The organism is Limnobaculum parvum, from assembly GCF_003096015.2.
In the GTDB taxonomy this organism is placed as follows: Bacteria; Pseudomonadota; Gammaproteobacteria; order Enterobacterales; family Enterobacteriaceae; genus Limnobaculum; species Limnobaculum parvum.
Window position 1 is genome coordinate 688519 of sequence record NZ_CP029185.2, and the last position, 17801, is coordinate 706319.

Consider the following 17801-nt stretch of genomic DNA (forward strand, 5'->3'; position numbering starts at 1 on the left):
AGGAAAAGTAAACGTTGAACTTATTTAAATGGCTTTTAGTGGTTGTTTTGTTGGTAATCATTGGTGGCGGCGGTTACTGGTATTATAAAAATACATTACCAACCTATGGTTCTGAAGGTGCATTTGAGGTTACGGTGAGTTTGTTAGAGCCTAAGACAAACCAGCCAATGACCGATACACCATTTTATCTGGTGGTGACGAAGGATGTGGAGACCGATCCGGCATTTAAGAAGCCGCTGTTTGGCGTTACTGATTCGACTGGCCGTGCGGCAAAGATCGTCAGTAAAACGCAATTGAACGCCAACGATTATGTATTGGTGCAAAAAGTAGGTCAGGGTGAATATGGTAAGTATTTTGCGCTGCTGGGAACCGGTAACGCTATTCCATTGCCAAATACTGATTATGTGATTACGGGGTGTGGGGATATTCCAGAGTATAAAGGTAGATCAAACCGTCAGGGATATACCATTTATTATGCGGCGAACCAGGCCTGTAATATAAAAATGAGTATTAACTGGGGCAGTACGCTGGATAATCTGCTGCACTAAATTAACCGTGCTGCTGTTCAAACCAGCTTTCTAGAATGATGACCGCAGAGGCAGCGTCTACGCTGCCTTTGTCCAGTGCGCGAAAACCGCCACGGGAAAACAGGTCAGCTTTAGCTTCTACCGTACTTAAACGTTCATCGTGCAATTGGATTTGCACACCAAATCTGCCGTGAAGGCGATTGGCAAATTTTTTTGCCTGAGCCGTGACCGGTTGCTCAGTGCCATCCATATTTAATGGCAGCCCAACTACCACTAAATCGGGTTGCCATTCTTTCAGCAATTTTTCGATTTGTTGCCAGTCGGGGTTGCCATCCTTGGCTTTAAATGAAGCCAGAGGACGAGCGGTACCGGTAATTTCTTGGCCGATAGCTGCGCCAATACTCTTAGTGCCAAAATCAAATCCTAATACAGTACGGTTAGACATTTATGCGTGACCTGCTTGTGTGGCAATAGTATGAATGTTTATACCTAGCTTTCTTGCTGCCGTTTGCCAGCGAAGATTGACCGGAACGTGAAATAAAATGTTGGTATCTGCCTCAACGGTTAGCCAGCTGTTTTCCAGTAGTTCCTGTTCCAACTGACCTGCTTCCCACCCGGCATAACCTAAAGCAACCAGTGCTTCGGATGGTTGAGAAGCCGTACCCAAGGTTTCCAATACATCTTTTGATGAGGTGATCATAACATGTTCATTAATTTGAATACTGGATGAAAATTTCTGGCGTGGGGTATGTAAAATGAATCCCCGATCGTCAGCCAGCGGCCCGCCGTCCAGTACTGGGTTGTTCAAATGAATATTGGATACCTTTGGCGTTGGGTAGATACCCAGCTTGGTGAGCACTTCTTCGACAGTTAGCTCGCCGAGAGGTTTGTTAATAACTAGCCCCATAGTGCCATTTTGGTTGTGTTCGCAAATATACACAACAGAATGGTTAAAACAGGGATCTTCCAGAGTAGGCATCGCAATAAGAAAATGGTGTTGTAAGTTCATGGAATTAAACCGTTGGCTGAATGGAAGTGTAGCTGATGTAACCTATTTATAATTATAGCAAATTTATCATATTGATGCTTAGCATGATAACTATAGCGGTAAAAAATTGACTCTGTCCCTTAAATTACAAGTGACAGAGTCATTTGAGTTAAACAGGTTTATTGCTCAAGCGTGACAGCATTATTTAATGCGACGCTCAATGGCATCCATTAACATACCGGTGATAGAAACATCCGGGAAGGCTGCTTCAATTTCACGGATACAGGTTGGGCTGGTAACATTAATTTCTGTAAGCTTGTCGCCAATGATATCCAGACCAACAAACACTAACCCTTTTTCTTTTAGAACTGGCGCTACGCTACGGGCAATTTTCCAGTCACTTTCACTTAAGGGGCGCGCTTCACCTCGCCCACCAGCAGCCAGATTACCACGGGTTTCCCCCTGCTTTGGAATACGAGCCAAACAGTAAGGAACCGGTTCACCATCGACGACCAGAACGCGCTTATCACCCTCAGAGATCTGCGGAACAAAGTTTTGTGCCATACAGTAACGGGTACCCAATTCGGTTAATGTTTCAATGATTACCGACAGGTTCGGGTCGTTTGGCTTCACGCGGAAAATAGAGGCCCCTCCCATTCCGTCCAATGGCTTGAGAATAATATCACCATGCTCTCCATAGAAACGGCGAATATGCTCTGCACTGCGGGAAACCAGCGTTGATGGTGTGAGCTCAGGGAACCAAGCGGTAAACAGTTTTTCATTGCAGTCGCGCAAGCTCTGAGGTTTGTTGACGATCAGCGTTCCTTTTGTTTCAGCGCGTTCCAGAATATAGGTAGCGTAGATATATTCGGTATCAAACGGAGGATCTTTACGCATCAAAATAACATCAAGATCGTGCAGAGGGATCTCTTGCTCCTGATGGAAGTCGAACCAGTGTTCCTTGTCATACTGAACGGTTAGTACGCGCGTTCGCGCACGCGCTTCTCCGGTCTGTAGATACAGATCGTTCATTTCCATATAGTGCAGTTCCCAGCCGCGTTTTTGCGCCTCTTGCAGCATGGCAAAGCTGGAGTCTTTCTTAATGTTGATAGACGAAATAGGGTCCATCACGATGCCGAGTTTGATCATCTTTTTCTCCTTATCCCAGATCGCCGAAGCGTATCTGTAGTGCAGCAATCGCGGTAAGCGCCGCGGTTTCTGTACGCAGAATCCGGGGGCCAAGTAGAATATCTGTAAAGTCGTAATTAGCCGTCATCTCGATCTCTTCTTGAGATAATCCTCCTTCAGGACCAATTAACAGACGAATGTTTTGTATCGGCATGGTGAGAGTATTAATACTCTGGCTGGCTCTTGGGTGTAAATTTAATTTAATACCGCCATCAGATTCTGAACACCATTCCTCAAGGTTCATCACCGGGCGGATTTCGGGAATTCGGTTACGCCCACACTGTTCACAGGCAGCAATGGCGATTTTTTGCCATTGCTGGACTTTCTTTTCAAGTCTATCTTTATCTAGTTTTACACCACAGCGTTCTGAAACTAGTGGAGTAATAACATTGACGCCTAACTCGATAGATTTCTGGATAGTAAACTCCATTTTCTCACCGCGAGAAATCACCTGACCAAGATGGAAATTAAGCGGTGATTCCAGATCCTCTTCCCGCTTATCAACTACGTTGACCAATACCTGCTTTTTATCAACCTGAGTAATAACGGCATCAAAAACGTGGTTGCTACCATCAAACAGCATAAGTTGATGGCTTGGCTGCATACGTAACACGCGGCCAACATGATTCGCGGCATCGTTACTCAGGGCGATATCATTAGCGATAGCAAGAGGATTGGGATGATAGATGCGGGGAATGCGCATAGTTGTATTCTGTTTTCCGGTATCTTCCTGAATTAACAGGTATTCAAGGGGATTCTTTTTCGACCATATAGCCAAAGAAGTCATAAATATGTTAACTAAACCGGGTAAGCTTAATATTGTAGACCAGACTGTTCAACCCTGCGTTGTTTTTATCGCCAATAAAAGCGGGAAAAGTTTAGAGAATCGGGCGTTCTGATAACTTAAGTCTCGGCTGGTTTTAACAGACTGCCACAGCGTTTACAGCGATATTCACTCTCTTGACGTATGATTTTATTATGGCGGCGTATGGTTAACTGATGAGTTTGACAATGGCAGGTATAGGTAAAAGTTTTTCCTTGGACCGATAGTACATTAAAACAGTGTGTTCGAGTTGCGCTAACCCCCAGCACTTTTTCCATCATCCATTGCCATTCACTACCGTGTGGAGATACGCGGCCAAACTGGCGATAAACCAATAAATGGGCCAACTCATGGGGAACTACATCATCAATAAACTGCTGACCATTCTCGACTAACAAGACGGCGTTAAGGCGTATTTCCCACTGGGCGAGATGAGCGGTTCCTGCAGTCGTGCCGCGCTGGCGATAGGTGACTTTGGGTTCTAAATACTCCGTTTTTAAATGGCAATTAGCCATTGCCAGATAATGGCGTAAGCAGCGCATAACGGCTTGCTGAATAGAGATAGGAAGGTGGCGTGTGGTCATGGGCGTTAGCATAGCGAGGCGCCATAAAATGAGCAATAAAAAACGGCGCGAGGCAACTGCCATCACGCCGCTAAATTAGCGATTATATTTGCTGGGAACTATTTAAGTCCGGCAGCTTCGCGCAGCATTGCCGCTTTGTCTGTTTTTTCCCATGGGAAATGTTCACGACCAAAATGACCATAAGCTGCCGTTTGCTGATACATCGGCCTGATCAAGTCCAGCATTTTGATTAACCCATAAGGACGCAGGTCAAAAAACTCGCGAACCAAATGAATTAAGCGCTCGTGTGGAATTTTTTCCGTGCCGAAGGTTTCCAGCATAATTGAGGTTGGCTCGGCAACGCCGATGGCATAGGAAACCTGAATTTCACAGCGATCCGCCAAACCAGCAGCAACGATATTTTTAGCCACATAGCGAGCAGCATAGGCTGCTGAACGGTCAACTTTAGAAGGATCTTTACCGGAGAATGCACCGCCGCCGTGACGAGCCGCGCCGCCATAAGTATCAACGATAATTTTACGACCGGTTAATCCACAGTCACCCATTGGTCCACCAATAACGAAGCGACCCGTCGGGTTAATAAAGTATTTGGTATTGGCAGATAGCCATTCAGCAGGTAGAACCGGCTTAATGATGTGTTCCATGACTGCTTCTTGCAGATCTTTTTGACCGATATGCTCAGAATGCTGAGTTGACAAGACAACCGCATCAATGCCGCTGATCTTGCCATTGTCATACATAAATGTGACCTGACTTTTGGCATCCGGACGTAGCCACGGTAGGGTACCGTTTTTCCGCACTTCCGCCTGACGCTCCATTAAGCGATGGGCATAAGTAATTGGCGCAGGCATCAAGACTTCGGTTTCGTTAGTTGCATAACCAAACATGATACCCTGATCGCCGGCACCTTGTTCTAATGGGTCACTGCGGTCAACCCCCTGATTGATATCTCGTGATTGTTTGCCAATAGCGCTTAATACAGCACAAGAATTCGCGTCGAATCCCATATCAGAGTGGGTGTAGCCAATATCACATACGGTGCGACGAGTCAGTTCTTCAATGTCCACCCACGCGGAAGTTGTGATTTCACCACCGACTAAAACCATACCGGTTTTAATGTAGGTTTCACAGGCTACTCGTGCTTTAGGGTCTTGTTCAAGAATCGCATCAAGCACCGCGTCAGAAATTTGGTCGGCAATTTTATCAGGATGCCCTTCGGATACGGACTCGGAAGTAAACAGGTGTTGGGCCATTTATTCTTTTACCTCTAAGACGGTTTAATTGCAAAGCGGCGTTATCTCTTTTATTGGTGAGATGATTCAGCGTCTCAGCTTAGTTGAGCATAAGACAACGCATGTGCAGATTAAGGAGTTCATGAATATGTTAGTTAATCGGTATAGACGGATTAACTTCTGGATGGCTATTTTAAAGATTTACAACAATATTGCCAGTTGTTTTTTATCTGAAAATATTCAACCCATTGTTCTAAAATCTGTTTTTTTTACAACTGGAAATAAACGATGGTTTTGAGTGTGATTTAGTATTAGAGAGTATAGATACACCGATTTGACATAAAAATGATCGATGGACGATCCTTGATAAAAACATTAACTGTTTAATTATCATTTAGTTCTGAAAAAATCGCTTTTTTGCCTTAGATAATCAGGTTTTTGAACTGGTTATATACTTGGATAATTATCACTCTATTTTAAATGGAACTTATCTTCTTTATTTATTGATTTTAATGATATTTAAAATCGCTGAGTACCTAACTATCCCTTGGACATATTTATAAACAAAAAATTTGTTTCCTGCAGCCTGATTGCTTCATTAACAATATGAAATAGCAATATTATCGTCTATCCTTATGCGGTCGTATGGTCCGGGTAGTTACCCTCCAGTGCTGCATGGTAAAATACGAACTAATCGGGTAGTTTTTACTGTTGAGTTGCTCAGATCGGTTTGTTTCCGTTCCGGGCTCTAAGAGGTTTATGTTGTTATGACAAACGGTTCCGCAAGCAAAATGATGCGTACTTATAATGTCGCTCACTGGGGTGGTGGTTATTATGGCGTGAATGAGTCCGGCCATATTACTGTCTGTCCGGATCCTGACTTACCTGATGCACGAGTGGATCTGGCAACGTTAGTTCAAGGAATGCAAGAGCAAGGGCAGCGTCTGCCGTCGTTGTTTTGTTTCCCACAAATACTTCAGCATCGTTTGCGTTCTATTAATGCAGCGTTTAAACGTGCGCGTGAGTCGTTTGGTTATGAAGGCAACTATTTTTTAGTTTATCCGATTAAGGTTAATCAGCAGCGTCGGGTAATTGAGTCACTGGTTAATTCCGGTGAACCTTTAGGGCTGGAAGCCGGTTCTAAAGCCGAATTAATGGCGGTATTGGGTCATGCCGGGTTTACCCGTTCAGTGATCGTATGTAACGGTTATAAAGATCGTGAATATATTCGCTTGGCATTAACCGGGGAAAAGCTCGGTCATAAGGTTTATCTGGTCATTGAAAAAATGTCCGAGATAAAGATAGTACTGGAAGAAGCCAAACGTCTGGACGTGATACCTCGCCTTGGGGTTCGTGCTCGTCTGGCTTCTCAAGGCTCGGGTAAGTGGCAGGCCAGCGGTGGTGATAAGTCTAAATTTGGTTTATCGGCTTCTCAAGTACTAACGCTGGTGGATACGTTGCGTAATGCCGGACGTTTAGACAGCCTGCAACTGCTGCACTTCCATTTGGGATCTCAGCTATCTAATATTCGTGATATTGCCACTGGCGTACGTGAGTCAGCGCGTTTTTACGTAGAGCTGCATAAGTTGGGTGTCAATATCCAATGTTTTGACGTTGGCGGCGGTTTGGGTGTGGACTATGAAGGTACGCGCTCTCAGTCTGACTGCTCAGTGAACTACGGCCTGAATGAATATGCCAATAACGTGATCTGGGGAATCGGTGAGGCCTGTAATGAACATGGCTTACCGCACCCAACGGTGATTACTGAATCGGGCCGCGCAGTGACTGCGCACCATACGGTTCTGGTCTCTAACGTTATTGGTGTGGAGCGAAATGAATTTGAAGTGCCGCAGCCTCCTGATGAAGATGCACCACGTGCCTTATGCAGCCTGTGGGACACTTGGTTGGAGATGCAAGAGCCAGAAAATCGTCGCTCATTGCGGGAATGGCTTCACGATAGCCAATTGGATCTGAATGATGTGCATACCCAATATGCACACGGCATGTTGGATTTAACCTATCGCGCTTATGCCGAGCAGCTTTATCTGACCATTTGTCATCATATTCAACTACAGCTTGAACCAAGCAATCGGGCTCATCTTCCAATTATTGATGAGTTGGATGAGCGTATGGCAGATAAGCTTTACGTTAACTTTTCGTTGTTTCAGTCAATGCCGGACGCATGGGGTATCGACCAGTTGTTTCCTGTATTGCCACTGAGCGGGCTGGATAAGGATCCTGAACGCCGCGTGGTGTTACTGGATATCACCTGTGATTCTGACGGTGCGATTGATCACTATATTGATGGTGATGGTATGGCAACGACGATGCCGATGCCACCTTACGACCCGGCGAATCCTCCGCTGTTAGGCTTCTTTATGGTTGGTGCTTATCAGGAAATTCTGGGAAATATGCATAACCTGTTTGGCGATACGGCCTCGGTTGATGTGTTTGTATTTAATGATGGCAGCGTTGAAGTTGAACAGTCTGAAGAAGGCAACACAGTTGCGGAAATGCTGGAGTATGTTCAGCTTAATCCGGAAACGCTGATGACTCGCTATCGTGAACAAATCAAGAGTGCCAATTTAAGCCCAGAGCTTGAAGAGCAGTTCTTAGAAGAGTTTGAAGCTGGGTTATATGGTTATACTTATCTTGAAGATGAGTAATTAATCGATGAGCAGGTGGTCAATGACCACCTGCTATTTCTGTTCTTTAGTGCGATAAATAGCTACGGATTCCATCCAGAAACATTTGGGTTGATATCATCACTAATATCAGTCCCATCAGACGTTCCAGTGCATTAACACCTTTCTCACCCAGCAACCGTAGAAATAAATCGGACATCATCAGTATCATGGCGGAAAGTGCCCAAGCGATAAACAGCGCAATAGCCAGATAGCCCATTTTGTTTGGATACTGATGCGACAACATCATTAATGCTGCCAGAATAGACGGTCCGGCGACTAGTGGAATAGCCATTGGCACCAGAAAAGGCTCTTCTCCTGCGGGTAAACCAGAGGTGCTGCCACTATCGGAAGATGGGAAAATCATCCTAATAGCAATCAGAAACAGAATAATCCCGCCAGAGATAGAAACCGTCTCGGTACGCAGATTCAACACTTCCAGAATTTTCTCACCGGTAAACAGAAAGACCATCATCAGAACCAGAGCAATCAACATCTCTCTGATAACAATAATGCGGCGACGTTTAGGGTCGATATGTTTTAGGATCGACATAAATACCGGCAGGTTTCCCAACGGATCGAGGATAAGAAAAAGTAGAATTATTGCCGATGTCATTTCTGCCATATTTAAATCCAGTTAACACATTTAGTTTAACTATATACTAACTTCAAAAGCCAAACCGGTTGGTTAATTCTATTACTGCTGGCGGATTTGAAATGCCTGATGGTTGAATCGGGTATTTTAGCGACCATACTCAATGCTGGTTTAAACACGGTATTTTTTATGCTCGGAATATCCATCGATACCGTTCGGGATTTTTCTTGAAGATGGGGAGAATTCACTCCATAATTTACATCAGCACAATTGAAGAATTCTCTGAATCCCTTTCTCGTCGGGCGCTCCATTCTGACGAGGAGGGATTTTTTTTCGCGACTTAGTTGATTTCTGCTAGTGGTCCACCGCTAACCGCGTGGGATAGCAGAAATATAACGCAGACATTTTGAGGAATACAATGAATAGCACGCTTGGCAATAAGCCTGATAATTCACTGGTCTCCAATGCTTTTGGTTTTTTACGTTTACCACTTAATTTTCAGCCGTATGAAAGTGATGCGGACTGGGTTATCACCGGTGTACCTTTCGATATGGCAACCTCTGGCCGTTCTGGGGCTCGTCATGGACCCGCGGCTATTCGCCAAGTATCGACCAATCTGGCTTGGGAGTCCTGCCGTTGGCCGTGGACATTCAAATTGCAAAGCAAGCTGAAAGTTGTGGATTGTGGCGATGTGGTATTCAATTTTGGCGACGCTCAGGACATGAGTGAACAGCTTCAGGCTCACACAGAGCGTTTGCTGGCTGCGGGTAAGCGCTGCCTGACCCTCGGCGGAGACCACTTTGTGACTTTGCCTTTACTGAGAGCTCACGCTAAACATTTTGGCAAAATGGCATTGGTTCATTTTGATGCTCATACCGATACCTATTCTAATGGCAGTAAGTTTGATCACGGCACCATGTTTTATCATGCGCCAAATGAAGGTTTAATCGACCCAACACATTCAGTACAAATCGGCATTCGTACCGAGCATGACACCGATAACGGTTTCACCGTGTTGGATGCTGCTCAGGTAAACGATCGCACTGTGGATGACGTTGTTGCCGAAGTTAAAAAGATTGTCGGGGATATGCCGGTTTATCTGACCTTTGATATTGACTGTCTGGATCCTGCTTTTGCTCCGGGTACTGGTACACCAGTATGCGGCGGATTAAGCTCCGATCGTGCACTGAAAATTCTGCGTGGATTACAGTCGTTGAATATTGTGGGAATGGATGTGGTAGAAGTAGCACCTTCTTACGACCATGCGGAGATGACGGCTTTAGCCGCGGCGACAGTTGCTCTGGATATGCTGTATATGCAGGCTGCGAAAAAGTAATTTAGTGTGAGTGAAACAGTTAGATAAAACGGCTGATATTTATCAGCCGTTTTTGCATTTAGAGAGTTACCAGAACCGTTTATTTTTGTGGACGGGTCTGGAACAGAACCCAGTCAGCATAAGCGTTAACAAAGTTTTGTAAGAAGGCTTTGGTTTTTTCGGTCAGTTCACCGTTCTCTTCAAAAATAGCGCCGGCGTTACTGATATAGGCTTCCGGCTGTTGCATACATGGAATATTTAGGAATACCAGTGACTGACGCAAATGGTGGTTAGCACCAAAACCACCAATAGCGCCCGGTGATGCGCTAACAACGGCCCCTGGTTTTTCTGACCAAGCACTTTGTCCGTATGGGCGCGATCCGACATCCAGCGCATTTTTTAATGCTGCTGGTACCGAGCGGTTGTATTCAGGGGTAACAAACAGTACGGCATCAGCGGCTTTGATTTGATGACGAAATGTGGTGTAAGCCGCTGGTGGAGTGACGTCAATATCTTCGCTATAGAGTGGTAAATCGCCAATTTCCACGATATCCAACTTGATTGAAGAGGGAGCTAATTTAGCCAATGCCAGGGCAATTTTTCGGTTGATTGACTCTTTACGCAGGCTACCGACCAAAACGGCTACGTGTTTCACTTGACTCATAAGACGACTCCTTGGTGAATTTTACTAACGATTCATTTAATACTATAACCTGAATAAATGATGAAATGAGGCACCCGTATAAGGGGGGTGTTGAAATATAAAAGATAGTTGATAATCATCGCTGTAGCAAAGAAATAACCCTTGATAAATGAAAAGATTATCTCGATTTTTACTAGTGACTTGAACACTCTACGCCACTTAATATTGGGGCGCTAATGATTTCGTGCCAAATATTTTGAAAGGGGAGGTTTGGTAAAAACAAAAAGACCGAGGTATTACCTCGGTCATTAAATTATATAACAGAAATGCGTTGATAATTTATCAAGCTACTCTGTCTAAATATTACTTACCGCCGTCAGCAGCGATACGCGCTCTGATTGCATCAGCACGCTCTTTTGAACCTGGGTGAGAACTCATCATACCTGCACTTGCACCACCGTCTAACTGAGCCAGTTTGTCAAACGCAGTTGCCAGAGGCATAGTTTTCAGATTTTTTTGCTTCAGCAGATCATAAGAGAAGTTATCAGCTTCTGATTCTTGAGACTGAGAGAACTGAGCGTTGATCAGTGCGTTAGCGAAATCCATCAGTTGAGCGTTGTTCAGAACTTCTGCAGTTTTACCGCCGTACTGAAGTGCTGCCTGAGTAGCGAACTGGGCTGCGTAAGCAACCTGGAATGCTTTCTTGGTGTGGCCTAAATCAACGTGACCAATTTCGTGACCCAGTACGCCGATAACTTCATCGTCAGACATCTTATCCATCAGACCGCTATATACACGGATACAGCCGTTAGCCATTGCCCATGCGTTGATGTCGTCAGTTAAGTAAACTTTGTAGTTCAGAGGCTGACCATTGATATTGGTGCCTAACTTCTTAGAAATGTTGTTCAGACGCTTGGTGTACTTGCTGCTCTTACCTGCAATTTTGTTAGTCTGATCCATCTCTTGACAAGATTGATCCGTCATTGATTTCACTTCTGCATCACTAACGGTTACAGCAGACAGAAGGGTATCACCAATACTTCCGTTTTGACAACCCGCTAACATAGTAGCTGATGCTAAAGTTACAGCAATTAAAGTGGAACGCATTTTCATAGAATTATCTTCCCGTGATTATATGATTATTAGCCTGCAAAACTGGTCCTATCCAGTTGCGCAATAATATCAATAATAAAAGAGTGTGTCATGAGGAATTAGAAAAATCTGTGATACAAAATCCCACACATTTGGCAACTATATGATGTATCGTCAATCGGGGTTGCCGTTTTAGCGCTGACTTGAGAAGATAACGGCGTTTTCCCTATTCTGGATCTGAACCTCGAATCCTAAGCCTAAAATGGAGTTAATAATGCCTTCTCATAAAGAACTCGCTAACGCTATTCGCGCCCTCAGTATGGACGCTGTACAAAAGGCCAAATCAGGCCATCCCGGAGCCCCGATGGGCATGGCCGATATCGCGGAAGTTCTGTGGCGCGGTTTCCTCAAACACAATCCAACCAATCCTCAGTGGGCTAACCGCGACCGCTTCGTGCTGTCTAACGGTCACGGCTCCATGCTGATTTATAGCCTGTTGCACCTGAGCGGTTATGACCTGACTATCGATGATTTAAAACAGTTCCGTCAGTTGCATTCCCGCACCCCAGGCCACCCAGAATATGGCTATGCGCCGGGTGTGGAGACCACCACCGGTCCGTTGGGTCAGGGTATCTGTAACGCCGTGGGAATGGCGATTGCCGAGCGCACGCTGTCTGCCCAATTCAACCGCCCGGGTCACGACATCGTTGACCATTATACTTACACCTTCATGGGTGACGGCTGCATGATGGAAGGGGTTTCTCACGAAGCCTGTTCACTGGCCGGTACTCTTAAACTGGGCAAGCTGATTGCCTTCTATGATGACAACGGTATCTCCATTGACGGCCACGTTGAAGGCTGGTTCACCGATGACACCGCGATGCGTTTTGAAGCCTACGGCTGGCACGTTATTCGCGGTATCGATGGTCATGATGCCGAAGCCATCCGCAAAGCGGTAGAGCAGGCGCAGAAAGAAACCGGTAAGCCTTCACTGCTGATGTGCAAAACCATCATTGGTTTTGGTTCCCCCAACAAAGCGGGGACTCACGACAGCCATGGTGCACCATTAGGCGATGCGGAAGTGGCAGCGACTCGTGAAGCGTTGGGCTGGAAATACGAGCCGTTTGTTATTCCTCAGGAAATCTATAGCGCATGGGATGCCAAATCTGCCGGTCAGACGGCGGAAGCGGCGTGGGACAAACAGTTTGCGGCCTATCGTTCAGCGCATCCTGAATTGGCGGCCGAGTTTACCCGTCGCGTCAGCGGTCAGTTACCGACTCAGTGGCAGGCCGAATCTCAGAAGTTTATCGAACATTTACAGGCTAACCCAGCCAATATTGCCAGCCGTAAGGCATCACAAAATGCGTTGGAAGCCTTTGGTAAACTCCTGCCGGAGTTTCTGGGCGGCTCCGCTGACTTGGCACCCAGTAACCTAACCATCTGGTCCGGTTCAAAGTCGATAGTGGATGACTTAGCGGGCAACTATATTCATTACGGCGTGCGCGAATTCGGGATGTCGGCGATGATGAACGGTATCGCCCTGCACGGTGGTTTTGTGCCTTACGGCGCGACGTTCCTGATGTTTATGGAATATGCCCGTAACGCGTTACGTATGGCCGCGCTGATGAAAATTCGCAGCGTATTCGTGTATACCCACGACTCCATCGGTCTGGGTGAAGATGGCCCAACTCACCAGCCGGTGGAGCAAATGGCCAGCCTGCGCCTGACGCCAAACATGAGCACTTGGCGTCCGTGTGACCAAGTTGAATCCGCGATTGCGTGGAAGTCAGCGATTGAGCGCTTAGATGGCCCAAGCGCGCTGATTTTCTCCCGTCAGAACCTGACTCAACAACCGCGTACCGCAGAACAACTGGCTAACGTAGCGCGTGGGGGTTATGTGCTGAAAGACTGTGCCGGAACGCCAGAGTTAATATTGATGGCGACCGGTTCAGAAGTGAGCTTGGCGGTGGATGCGGCAGACAAACTGGCAGGCGAAGGCCGCAACGTTCGCGTGGTTTCGATACCTTGTACCGAAGTGTTTGACCGTCAGGATGCGGTTTACCGCGAGTCGGTCCTGCCATCAGGCGTGACGGCGCGAGTGGCCGTAGAAGCGGGAATTGCGGACTTCTGGTTCAAATACACCGGCCTAAACGGTCGTATTATCGGTATGCACAGCTTCGGCGAATCCGCACCGGCAGAACAACTGTTTGTTGAGTTCGGCTTTACGGTCGATAACGTGGTGGCGAATGCCCGTGAGTTACTGAAGTAAGTTTAAATATTCCTAGTACTTAGCATTTAGTTAAGTTTAACGCCCTGATAGTGATGTCAGGGCTTTTTTAATTTCTAGACTGAACAAATATCAATGACGATGTGTTGTATTTTACAACATCCAGTAAACTCAGAAACCAAACTTTTTTTAGCTTAACGACATATAACCAGTAGTAATTTTGGCAGGATTTTCGTAATCTGTAGTTAATTGCTGAAGCGTTTCAGTTTTTATGTTTTCAGATATAGAATAACGGTAATATCGGATCAATACCTGAGGTTTAAGGCTATCGATCCGATAGCCGTATCACAGACAGGCCGTGCTGTTACGATTAGAATAGACGGGTTAATCTCAACTATACTTTTCGTGCTATCATTTGCTGCAACGATTTGTCCGGTATGTTAAATATTTTTGATATATAGGACTTGCCCGCGTGTTTTGTCTACCGCGAATGTCCTGTGTGATAAGTGATTTTTTGTTAAAAGTAGCAATCTTTGATGGGGTAGAAGCTGGACACTCCGGGAAAGCGTTAACCATCAGAATATATGAGTATTGGCAACGCGTGCCGGGCTCAGGTAACTTTGAGAGAATTAACAAGAGGATTCACAATGACTGTAATTAAGATGAACGATCTGGATTTAGCGGGTAAACGAGTACTTATCCGTGCAGATCTCAACGTACCAGTAAAAGATGGCAAAGTCACCTCTGATGCCCGTATTCGTGCATCGCTGCCGACTATCGAATTAGCCTTAAAACAAGGCGCTCGCGTTATGGTAACTTCTCACCTAGGCCGTCCGACTGAAGGTGAATATAACGAAGAATTTTCTCTGTTACCGGTTGTGAATTATCTGAAAGACGCCATCAAATCTCCGGTTCGTTTGGCGAAAGAATACCTGAATGGCGTTGATGTTGCACAAGGCGAGTTAGTGGTTCTGGAAAACGTTCGCTTCAATAAAGGCGAAGAGAAAGACGAAGAGACGTTATCCAAAAAATATGCTGCGCTGTGTGATGTGTTTGTGATGGATGCCTTCGGTACCGCGCACCGCGCTCAGGCGTCAACGCATGGTGTTGCTAAATATGCACCAGTTGCCTGTGCTGGCCCGCTGCTTTCTGATGAGTTGGAAGCCTTGGGTAAAGCGCTGGGTAACCCAGCTCGCCCAATGGTGGCTATCGTCGGTGGCTCTAAAGTGTCAACCAAGCTGACCGTATTAGGTTCTTTGGCCAAAATTGCTGACCAACTGGTTGTTGGCGGTGGTATTGCGAATACCTTTATTGCTGCTCAGGGCCATAATGTTGGCAAATCACTGTATGAAGCCGATCTGATTTCTGAAGCAAAAAAATTAATGGAAACTTGCCATATTCCGGTTCCTACCGATGTGCGTGTGGCTACTGCGTTTTCTGAAACTGCGCCAGCAGCCATGAAATCTGTTGCTGACATTAAAGATGATGAACAAGTTCTAGACTTAGGTGATGCTTCAGCAGAAGAGCTGGCGGCGATCCTGAAAAAAGCAAAAACGATTCTGTGGAATGGCCCTGTAGGCGTATTTGAATTCCCTAATTTCCGCAAAGGGACTGAAATCATTGCTCAAGCTATCGCTGAGAGTGATGCATTCTCTATCGCAGGTGGTGGTGATACATTGGCTGCGATCGACCTGTTTGGTATCGCAGATAAAATCTCTTATATCTCAACCGGTGGCGGCGCTTTCCTTGAGTTCGTTGAAGGTAAAAAATTGCCAGCAGTTGTGATGTTAGAAGAGCGTGCAAAGGGTTAATTTGATAAGACGGGAGGCTTGCCTCCCGTTTCTTCTATATTTATAGGATAAAGTTATTTTATCCATCAATAACCAATGAAAAATAGGACGAGTAGCATGTCTAAAATTTTTGATTTCGTAAAACCAGGTGTTATCACTGGTGATGATGTTCAGAAAGTATTCAAAATTGCTAAAGAGAATAATTTCGCGTTACCTGCAGTTAACTGTGTAGGTACTGATTCTATCAACGCGGTTATTGAAGCAGCTGCAAAAGTTCGTGCTCCGGTCATTGTTCAGTTTTCTAATGGCGGCGCTCAGTTTATGGCCGGTAAAGGTATGAAACTGGAAGGTCAGGGCAATGCTATCGTTGGTGCAATCTCCGGTGCTAAGCATGTGCACTTAGTTGCTGAACATTATGGTGTGCCAGTGATCCTGCATACTGACCACTGTGCTAAAAAATTACTGCCATGGTTAGATGGCCTGTTAGATGCGGGTGAAAAAAACTTTGCAGAAACCGGCAAGCCTTTGTTCTCTTCTCATATGATCGACCTGTCAGAAGAGTCACTGGAAGAGAATATTGAGATTTGTAGTAAATATCTAAAGCGTATGGCTAAGATTGGTATGACGCTGGAGATCGAACTGGGTTGTACCGGTGGTGAAGAAGACGGCGTTGATAACAGCCATCTGGATAACTCTGCGCTGTATACTCAACCAGAAGACGTGGATTATGCTTACGAAAAGCTGAATGCTATCAGTCCACGTTTCACGATTGCGGCTTCATTTGGTAACGTTCATGGCGTTTATAAGCCAGGTAACGTACAACTGACGCCAAAAATTCTGCATAACTCTCAGGAATATGTTTCCAAGAAACATAACCTGCCACACAACAGTCTGGACTTTGTATTCCACGGCGGTTCTGGCTCCACCGCAGCGGAAATCAAAGAAGCAGTTAGTTATGGTGTAGTTAAAATGAATATCGATACCGACACCCAATGGGCGACCTGGGAAGGTATTCTGGAATACTACAAGAAGAACGAAGGCTACCTGCAAGGCCAACTGGGCAACCCGGAAGGTGCCGATAAGCCAAACAAAAAATACTATGATCCACGTGCGTGGTTGCGTGCTGCTCAGGTAACCATGATCGCTCGTTTAGAAAAAGCGTTCAAAGAACTGAACTGCGAAAACGTATTGTAATCGTTCTTGCTTGAAGCTGTTGGAAAACACCGGTTGGAAACAGCCGGTGTTTTTTTATCACATCTATTTAAACCATCTCTGAATCGGACGCATCTGACTATTAGCTTCACCTAATGGGTAATAAGAATTATCCATTTCTCATTATCCTCATCACTCGTTAGTCTATCGCCTGATGAAATCAGTGAAGAGTTAAAGTGAGGAATAACGTGCTGGTAGCTTATTTTCAAGGGATTATTTTAGGGATGGCAATGATTCTGCCGATTGGGCCGCAGAATGCTTTTGTGCTATCGCAAGGGATTCGTCGTCAATATCCAGTGATGGTGGCGGCACTTTGTGCCATGAGCGATGCGGTTCTAATTTCTTTGGGCGTATTTGGTGGCGGGGCGTTATTGGCTCAGTCACCAGTACTGTTGCAAGTGGTAACTTGGGCTGGAGTGATTTTCCTAGTGTGGTATGGATGGGGCGCTTTTCGCGAAGCGTTCAAACCAAATCCAGATACCTTTAGTATGGATAACCAGACGCTGCATACCCGCTACCGTATTATTGCCACTGTTTTGGCGGTCACTTGGTTAAACCCACACGTTTATCTGGATACCGTTGTGGTATTAGGTAGCCTAGGGGAACAGTTTGGTGATTTAAGACTGTGGTTTGTGATTGGCGCTGTAACGGCTTCAATTATTTGGTTTTTCTCGCTGGCATTGCTGGCGGTTTGGATGGCACCTTGGCTGCAAAAGAGCCAAGCTCAACGTGGAATCAATCTGGTTGTCGGCACGGTAATGTGGGTGATTGCTATACAGCTAGCCAGACATGCCCTTTCAGGTTTTCTTACCTCAACCAATATCCATCTTGGGTAAACGGAACGTCAGGATGTTGTAAATTCTGTTGCCATTGTTCAGGATAATCCTATCATTGGTTCGGT

The 17801-nt window shown here is 45.6% G+C and carries 16 protein-coding genes; 7 read left to right on the forward strand and 9 right to left on the reverse strand.

Going from position 1 to position 17801, the window contains the following annotated elements; all coding sequences use genetic code 11:
* The first annotated feature begins 14 nt into the window (after positions 1-14).
* Positions 15-548, forward strand: coding sequence for a hypothetical protein (locus tag HYN51_RS02455; protein ID WP_108901390.1), 534 nt, complete (start codon positions 15-17; stop codon positions 546-548).
* Position 549: 1 nt separating this feature from the next.
* Here the strand turns inward: HYN51_RS02455 and ruvX are convergent, their stop codons facing one another.
* The 6 genes from ruvX to metK form a co-directional block, all read right to left on the reverse strand.
* The gene (gene ruvX / locus HYN51_RS02460; RefSeq protein WP_108901391.1) at positions 550-972 is read right to left on the reverse strand and encodes a Holliday junction resolvase RuvX; all 423 of its coding nucleotides are present in this window, start codon (positions 970-972) and stop codon (positions 550-552) included.
* Positions 973-1536: a YqgE/AlgH family protein gene (locus HYN51_RS02465; protein ID WP_108901392.1), complete on the reverse strand. Its 564-nt coding sequence runs from the start codon at positions 1534-1536 to the stop codon at positions 973-975.
* Positions 1537-1716: 180 nt separating this feature from the next.
* Positions 1717-2664: a glutathione synthase gene (gene gshB / locus HYN51_RS02470; RefSeq protein ID WP_108901393.1), complete on the reverse strand. Its 948-nt coding sequence runs from the start codon at positions 2662-2664 to the stop codon at positions 1717-1719.
* Positions 2665-2674: 10 nt separating this feature from the next.
* Complete coding sequence (rsmE, locus tag HYN51_RS02475) at positions 2675-3406, reverse strand: 16S rRNA (uracil(1498)-N(3))-methyltransferase (protein WP_108901394.1); 732 nt, start codon at positions 3404-3406, stop codon at positions 2675-2677.
* A gap of 200 nt (positions 3407-3606) precedes the next feature.
* Positions 3607-4110, reverse strand: a complete 504-nt coding sequence (locus tag HYN51_RS02480) for a SprT family zinc-dependent metalloprotease (RefSeq protein WP_108902130.1) — start codon at positions 4108-4110, stop codon at positions 3607-3609.
* 98 nt (positions 4111-4208) lie between these two features.
* On the reverse strand, positions 4209-5363 hold the full coding sequence (gene metK / locus HYN51_RS02485; RefSeq protein WP_108901395.1) for a methionine adenosyltransferase: 1155 nt from the start codon (positions 5361-5363) through the stop codon (positions 4209-4211).
* Between the two features lie 746 nt (positions 5364-6109).
* On the opposite strand from metK, the gene speA reads away from it, so the two are divergent.
* Positions 6110-8008, forward strand: coding sequence for a biosynthetic arginine decarboxylase (speA, locus tag HYN51_RS02495; RefSeq protein ID WP_108901397.1), 1899 nt, complete (start codon positions 6110-6112; stop codon positions 8006-8008).
* A 46-nt stretch (positions 8009-8054) separates the two neighbouring features.
* Here speA and HYN51_RS02500 read toward each other — a convergent pair whose 3' ends face one another.
* Positions 8055-8651, reverse strand: coding sequence for a YhgN family NAAT transporter (locus HYN51_RS02500; RefSeq protein WP_108901398.1), 597 nt, complete (start codon positions 8649-8651; stop codon positions 8055-8057).
* Positions 8652-9039: 388 nt separating this feature from the next.
* On the opposite strand from HYN51_RS02500, the gene speB reads away from it, so the two are divergent.
* Positions 9040-9957, forward strand: coding sequence for an agmatinase (gene speB / locus HYN51_RS02505; protein WP_108901399.1), 918 nt, complete (start codon positions 9040-9042; stop codon positions 9955-9957).
* A gap of 79 nt (positions 9958-10036) precedes the next feature.
* Here speB and HYN51_RS02510 read toward each other — a convergent pair whose 3' ends face one another.
* On the reverse strand, positions 10037-10600 hold the full coding sequence (locus HYN51_RS02510) for an NADPH-dependent FMN reductase (RefSeq protein ID WP_108901400.1): 564 nt from the start codon (positions 10598-10600) through the stop codon (positions 10037-10039).
* Between the two features lie 342 nt (positions 10601-10942).
* The gene (locus HYN51_RS02515; RefSeq protein WP_108901401.1) at positions 10943-11692 is read right to left on the reverse strand and encodes a M48 family metalloprotease; all 750 of its coding nucleotides are present in this window, start codon (positions 11690-11692) and stop codon (positions 10943-10945) included.
* Positions 11693-11945: 253 nt separating this feature from the next.
* On the opposite strand from HYN51_RS02515, the gene tkt reads away from it, so the two are divergent.
* The 4 genes from tkt (at position 11946) to argO (ending at position 17736) form a co-directional block, all read left to right on the forward strand.
* Positions 11946-13940: a transketolase gene (tkt, locus tag HYN51_RS02520; RefSeq protein ID WP_108900415.1), complete on the forward strand. Its 1995-nt coding sequence runs from the start codon at positions 11946-11948 to the stop codon at positions 13938-13940.
* A gap of 605 nt (positions 13941-14545) precedes the next feature.
* Complete coding sequence (pgk, locus tag HYN51_RS02525; RefSeq protein ID WP_108901402.1) at positions 14546-15709, forward strand: phosphoglycerate kinase; 1164 nt, start codon at positions 14546-14548, stop codon at positions 15707-15709.
* 96 nt (positions 15710-15805) lie between these two features.
* Positions 15806-16882 carry a class II fructose-bisphosphate aldolase gene (gene fbaA, locus HYN51_RS02530; RefSeq protein ID WP_108901403.1) on the forward strand — a complete coding sequence of 359 codons (1077 nt, stop codon included), beginning with the start codon at positions 15806-15808 and terminating at the stop codon, positions 16880-16882.
* A gap of 206 nt (positions 16883-17088) precedes the next feature.
* Entirely contained in the window at positions 17089-17736 is a 648-nt protein-coding gene (argO, locus tag HYN51_RS02535) for an arginine exporter ArgO (protein ID WP_108901404.1), read from the forward strand.
* Positions 17737-17801 lie beyond the last annotated feature (65 nt).

Excerpts from the sequence above, each read along its gene's own strand:
- metK (WP_108901395.1), bottom strand. The coding sequence starts at position 5,363 with ATGGCCCAACACCTGTTTACTTCCGAGTCCGTATCCGAAGGGCATCCT.
- HYN51_RS02500 (WP_108901398.1), bottom strand. The coding sequence starts at position 8,651 with ATGGCAGAAATGACATCGGCAATAATTCTACTTTTTCTTATCCTCGAT.
- ruvX (WP_108901391.1), bottom strand. The coding sequence starts at position 972 with ATGTCTAACCGTACTGTATTAGGATTTGATTTTGGCACTAAGAGTATT.
- speA (WP_108901397.1), top strand. The coding sequence starts at position 6,110 with ATGACAAACGGTTCCGCAAGCAAAATGATGCGTACTTATAATGTCGCT.
- speB (WP_108901399.1), top strand. The coding sequence starts at position 9,040 with ATGAATAGCACGCTTGGCAATAAGCCTGATAATTCACTGGTCTCCAAT.
- HYN51_RS02510 (WP_108901400.1), bottom strand. The coding sequence starts at position 10,600 with ATGAGTCAAGTGAAACACGTAGCCGTTTTGGTCGGTAGCCTGCGTAAA.
- HYN51_RS02465 (WP_108901392.1), bottom strand. The coding sequence starts at position 1,536 with ATGAACTTACAACACCATTTTCTTATTGCGATGCCTACTCTGGAAGAT.
- tkt (WP_108900415.1), top strand. The coding sequence starts at position 11,946 with ATGCCTTCTCATAAAGAACTCGCTAACGCTATTCGCGCCCTCAGTATG.
- fbaA (WP_108901403.1), top strand. The coding sequence starts at position 15,806 with ATGTCTAAAATTTTTGATTTCGTAAAACCAGGTGTTATCACTGGTGAT.
- HYN51_RS02480 (WP_108902130.1), bottom strand. The coding sequence starts at position 4,110 with ATGACCACACGCCACCTTCCTATCTCTATTCAGCAAGCCGTTATGCGC.
- HYN51_RS02515 (WP_108901401.1), bottom strand. The coding sequence starts at position 11,692 with ATGAAAATGCGTTCCACTTTAATTGCTGTAACTTTAGCATCAGCTACT.
- gshB (WP_108901393.1), bottom strand. The coding sequence starts at position 2,664 with ATGATCAAACTCGGCATCGTGATGGACCCTATTTCGTCTATCAACATT.
- rsmE (WP_108901394.1), bottom strand. The coding sequence starts at position 3,406 with ATGCGCATTCCCCGCATCTATCATCCCAATCCTCTTGCTATCGCTAAT.
- pgk (WP_108901402.1), top strand. The coding sequence starts at position 14,546 with ATGACTGTAATTAAGATGAACGATCTGGATTTAGCGGGTAAACGAGTA.